The sequence below is a fragment of the Endozoicomonas sp. ALC013 genome, assembly GCF_049310205.1.
Lineage (GTDB): Bacteria > Pseudomonadota > Gammaproteobacteria > Pseudomonadales > Endozoicomonadaceae > Endozoicomonas.
This window is the reverse complement of the sequence record NZ_JBLYNS010000213.1, coordinates 1-5,841: the sequence shown is the minus strand read 5'-3', so window position 1 is coordinate 5,841 and position 5,841 is coordinate 1. Positions and strand designations below refer to the sequence as shown.

3 protein-coding genes are annotated in these 5,841 nt (G+C 48.1%); all 3 read left to right on the top strand.

Annotated features, from left to right (window positions below; genetic code table 11):
- The coding region (locus ACO6V1_RS22015) for an RAP domain-containing protein (RefSeq protein WP_422468586.1) at positions 1-814 on the top strand (814 nt) is incomplete at its 5' end.
- Positions 815-867: 53 nt separating this feature from the next.
- A complete protein-coding gene (locus tag ACO6V1_RS22010; protein ID WP_422449603.1) occupies positions 868-4,029 on the top strand; it encodes a DUF1601 domain-containing protein in 3,162 nt (1,053 codons plus the stop codon).
- 264 nt (positions 4,030-4,293) lie between these two features.
- Positions 4,294-5,841, top strand: a 1,548-nt coding sequence (locus tag ACO6V1_RS22005; protein WP_422468584.1) for a hypothetical protein, incomplete at its 3' end; no start/stop codon positions are given.

Here is a 5,841-nt window from a genome sequence, read left to right as displayed (position 1 = left end):
TGAGGCTATTGAGCTGAACGTGGTTAACACAACGTTTGCTTCCCTTCTCGGCAAAATCAGCGAAAACACCCCGCTCTCTCATCAAGGTAGACGGATGTCTCTGTGGGGAGTCATGGCATTCTGTGCCAGATTTTATCTGACCTACGGTAAAAATAATAAAAACTCGCTTGAAAAGCATATAGGTGAACTATTTTCTTGCCCGGGAAATACACCCTCAGGCAATACCGAGGATCAATCCATTATTGCCATGGTCACAAGTTGGCTGGGGATAGCGTGTCCGGTGGTTCCCCATTACCGAACAATCACTTCACAATCACAATCCACTTTTCGCAATCAACTCCGATCAAGCCTTCCGTCTTTGAAGATTGAAGAAGAAAAGAGTCTGAACTCATTACCTCCGGTTGACCTGCTACTGCCAGATTACAACATGGTGATCGACGTTCAGGGGCCCTCCCATTACGTGGGTGGTGATTTCAAAACCAAGAATGGTTCGACTTTGTTGAAAATCGCTCTGCTGAAAAAATTAGGATTTGAGGTCATTGAAATCCCGGTGAACAAGCTTGGGAACCAGGGTTCAATGAAAAGAGTTATTGAGCAAATAAAGATAAAGTTAGCCGACCCGCCGCAGGCTTATGACTCTGTGTTACATAACAGCGGCGAGGGGTCAGCAGATGAGGCATACGTTACTGCCGATGAAGGAGGGCAATTTTCAGATAGCTGTTATTTTACCGCTGTAGAATATTTAGAAGAGCAAACAGATAAACCAAAAAAGAGAAAAAGGAAGAGAAAAAAGCCAGTAAAAACTACTGCCTGATGATGCCGTAGAGTAGTCTACTTTTTATATTTCCCATGAATTAATGAAATATAATGATGGACAGAGGCGGTGCTGGTATCAGTTGGCAATGCGCAACATCAGGTAATGATTATAATCAACCGGATGATCGTACCGATTGTTCAAAGGGGGGGCGATACCGGCATGGCACAGTCAGACAGGTGAATACGTCACTTCCCTATACCCAGAAGCATAATGAATTTTATCCTGCTTCTGACGCCTGTTCTGCTAACCATCCAAGAAGACACTCATTAAAACCTGTTGATGATTTTAAGGCTCTTATCACACATGAAAAAGTGGATTGCCTGTTGAGGTTATCTACCCATTACGGTGATCGCTATGATGGTAAGAAACACAGTCAATTTGCCATTTCAATCAAACAATACACTGCAGCGTCAAAACGACCTTTGCATCACAGTGAACAACGTCAACTGATGCCATTGTTGTACGATTTTAAAGTGACAACCGGGTGGACCTGGCGAAGCCTGACGACAACGTTTCATTCATTTACTTCAGCGGGTGTTTTTACCTCTCATAAATACATGGAAGAGTGGGTTAAGGAAACTCAAGCGGCTTTACTGTCGACTTTACTTGATCAAGTACTACTCAAGTGCAACCAAAAACCTGAAGCCAGGTATCTTGATGTTCAAGGTATCAATAACCTGCTGTGGTCTGTAGCGAAACTGGTGGGCAACGGCCTGGCGCTGGAGAAAGCACCGAAGCTCAAAGAGGTTGTGGTTGCACTGTTGATCCATGTTAAAGCCAAAGCCAAAGCACCAGAAGAGAGAGAACACTTTATTCCTCAGCATATCGCCAACCTGCTGTGGTCTGTGGCGAAACTGGTGGACAACGGGCTGGAGCTGGACAAGACACTGGTGCTCAGAGAGGGGGTGGCCGCGCTGTTGCCCCATGTGATAGCCAAAGCTGGATCAGAGAAATACCACTTTATTCCTCAGCAGATTGCCAACCTGCTATGGGCCGTGACGAAATTGGTGGACAAGGGGTTGGAGAAAACGCCAACGCTCAAAGGGGCCGTGGCCGCGCTGTTGCCTCATGTGAAAACCAAAGCCGAATCAAAGGAAGAGAAAGACCACTTTAACACTCAAGGTGTCGCCAACCTGCTGTGGGCCTTCGCGAAACTGGTGGACAATGGACTGGAGCTGGAGAAGATACCGAAACTCAAAGAGGCTGTGGCTGCGCTGTTGCCTCATGTAAAAACCAAAGCCGAATCAAAAGCAGAGAAAGGCCACTTTAACAATCAAGGTATCGCCAACCTGCTATGGGCCTTCGCGAAACTGGTGGACTACGGGCTGGAGCTGAAGAAGATGCCGACGCTCAAAGTGGCCGTGGCGGCGCTGTTGCCCCTGATGAAAACCAAAATCGAATCAACAGAAGAGAAAGACCAATTCAAGCTGCAGGAAGTCGCCTCTCTACAATGGGCTTTGGCGAAACTGGTGGACAATGGGCTGGAGCTGGAGAGGACACCGAAGCTCAAAGAGACTGTGGACGCAGTGTTGATTCATGTTGAAGCCAAATCAAAAGAAGAGAAGAACCACTTCAATCCTCAGCAAATTTCCAACCTTATATGGGCGGCGGCGAAATTGGTAGACAACGGGCTGGAGCTGGAGAAAACACCGAAACTCAAAGAGGTCGTGGCTGTGCTGTTGCCCCTGATGAAAACCAAAGCTGAATCAAAAGAAGAGAAAGACCACCTTATTCCTCAGCATGTCACCAACCAGCTGTGGGCCCTGGCGAAACTGGTAGACAACGGGCTGAAGCTAAAGAAGACTCCGCAGCTCAACGAGGCTGTGGCCGCGCTGTTGCCCCATGTGAAAACCAAAGCTGAAGCAAAAGAAGAGAAAGACCGCTTCAGGCCACAGGGAGTCGCCAATCTGCTGTGGTCCATGGCGAAACTGGTAGACAACGGACTGGAACCGGAGAAGACACCCAGGCTTAAAGAGGCCGTGACCTGGTTGTTGCCCTATGTGAAAACCTACGCCGAATCAAAAGAAGAGAAAGACCGCTTCAGCGCAAAAGATACCGCCAACTCGCTGTGGGCCATGGCGAAACTGGTAGACAACGGACTGGTGCCGGAGAAGACACCGAAGCTGAAAGAGGCCGTGGTTGCGCTGTTGCCCCAGGTGACCAGCAAAGCCGAATCATTAGACGAGACCGACCACTTTTCTCATCAGCATATTGCCAACCTGCTGTGGGCCCTGGCGAAACTGGTGGAGAACGGGTTGAAGCTGGTGAAGACATCGGAACTCAAAGAGTCCGTAGTCGCGCTGTTGTCCCTGATGCAAACCAAAGCCGAATCAAAAGAAGAGAATGAGCGCTTCAAGCCACAGGAAGTCGCCAGCATGATGTGGTCCGTGGCAAAACTGGGTGAGGTGATTGAGCTGAAGGTGGTTGAATCAACGTTCGATTTTCTTGTCGGCAAAAACAGCGAAAACCTCCAGCTCCCTCAGCAAAGTAGATGGATGTCTCTGTGGGGAGTCATGGCATTCTGTGCCAGATGTTATCTTAACTACGGTAAAAATAATAAAAACTCACTTGAAAAGCATGTAGGTGAACTATTTTCCCGCCTGGGAAATACCTCCTCAGGCAGTATCGAGGATCAATCCATTATTGCCATGGCCGCAAGCTGGCTTGGAAGAGCGTGTCCGGTCACCCCCCAATACCCGACAATTATTTCACAATCTCAATCCACCTTCCTCGATCAACTCAAATCAAGCCTTCCGTCGTTGAAGATTGAAGAAGAAAAGAGTCTGAACTCATTACCTCCGGTTGACCTGCTACTGCCAGATTACAACATGGTTATCGACATTCAGGGACCTTCTCATTACGTGAGTGGTGATTTCAAAACCAGAAATGGTTCGACTTTGTTGAAAATCGCCTTGCTGCAAAAATCAGGATTTGAGGTCCTTGAAATTCCGGTGAACAAGCTTTGGAAACAGGATTCAATGAAACGAGTTATTGAGCAAATAAAGATAAAGTTAGCAGTCCCGCCACAGGCTCATGGCGTGTTCCATACCAGTGGTGAGGCGGCGGCAGATGAGGCATACGTTACTGCTGATGAAGGAGAGCCATTTTCCGATGACGGTTATGTTACCGCCGAAGAATATTTGGAAGAGCCAATAAATAAACCCAAAAAGAGAAAAAGGAAGAGAAAAAAACCAGTAAAAACTACGGCCTGATGAGGCTCTGGGAGGCTGTCCGAGAATAGACTGCCCTACGCGGCAACTGCTCCTGCGTTGCCCTAGCTCCTGCATCCATGCAGTCGTGCGGCGACAGCAAATTGGTCTAAAAATCCGCTTTTGTTCGGCAAATAGCCCCGCTATTCACCTCACAAAACCAAATTTTTATCCTCAATTTTCTCCCGTCCTCGCGACGGGCGCTATTCTCGGAAAGCCTCCTGGAGTAGTCTACTTTTTATATTTCCCATGAATTAATGAAATATAATGATGGACAGAGGCGGTGCTGGTATCAGTTGGCAATGCGCAACATCAGGTAATGATTATAAACAACCGGATGATCGTACCGATTCTTCAAAGAGTGGGCGATACTGGCATGGCTCAGTCAGACAGGTGAATGCGCCACTCGCCTGTATCCAGAAGCGTAATGAGTATCGTGCTTCTGACGGCTTTTCTGCTAACCATGCAAAAAAACACTCAATAAAACCTGTTCATGATTTTAATGCTCTCATCACACAAGAAAGAATGGATTACCTGCTGAGCATATCTGCGCGTTATAGCGATCGCTATGATGGTAAAAAACACAGTCAATTTGCCACCTTAATCAAACAATACACTTCAGCATCAAGACGACCTTTGCATCATAGTGAACAACGCCAACTGATACCATTTTTGCACAATTTTAAAGCTACCTCCGGGTGGACCTGGCGAAGTCTGGCGACAACGCTTCATTCATTTACTTCAGCGGGTGTTTTTACCCCTCATAAGTACATGAGTGAGGGAAGTAAGGAAACTCAGGAAGCTTTATTGTCAACTTTACTTGATGCAGTAATACGTAAGTGCAACCAAAAACCTGAAACCAGGGATATTGATGCACAAGGTGCCGCCAACCTGCTGTGGGCCCTGGCGAAACTGGTGAACAACGGGCTGGAGCTGGAGAAGACACCGAAGCTCAAAGAGACCGTGGCCGCGCTATTGCCCTTGGTGAAGACCAAAGCCGAATCAAAAGAAGAGAAAGACGATTTTATCCCTCAGCATATCTCCAACCTGCTGTGGGCCGTGGCGAAATTAGTAGACAACGGGCTGGAGCTGAAGAAGACACCAAAACTCAAAGAGGTCGTGGCCGCGCTGTTGCCCCTGGTGAAAACCAAAGCCAAATCAAAAGAAGAGAAAGACCATTTTATCCCTCAGCATATCTCCAACCTGCTGTGGGCCGTGGCAAAATTGGTGGACAACGGGCTGGAGAAGACACCAACGCTCAAAGGAACGGTAGCCACGCTGCTGCCCCTGATGAAAGCCAACACCGAATCAAAAAAAGAGAAAGACCACTTCAACACTCAAGCTACCGCCAACCTGCTGTGGACTCTGGCGAAACTGGTAGACAACGGGCTGGAGAAGGCAGCGCAGTTCCAAGAGGCTGTGGCCGCGCTGCTGCCCCACGTGACAACCAAAGCCGAATCAAAAGAAGAGAAAGACCACTTCAACACACAGGAGGTTGCCAGCCTGCTGTGGGCCTTGGCGAAACTGTTGGACAACGGGCTGGAACCTGAGAAAACACAGAAGCTCAAAGAAGCCGTCGTCGCGCTGCTGTCCCGGGTGAAAGCCAAAGCCGAATCACAAGAAGAGAAAGACCACTTTAATCCTCAGGATATCACCAACCTGCTGTGGGCTGTGGCGAAACTGGTGGACAATGGACTGGAGCTGGAGAAAACACCGAAGCTCAAACAGGTCGTAGCCGCGCTGTTGCCCCATGTGACAACCAAAGCCGAATCAAAAGAACAGAAAGACCGCTTTATTCCTCTGCATATCGCCAAC

Coding starts and splice junctions, on each gene's coding strand:
- ACO6V1_RS22010 (WP_422449603.1), top strand. CDS start 868: ATGATGGACAGAGGCGGTGCTGGTATCAGTTGGCAATGCGCAACATCA.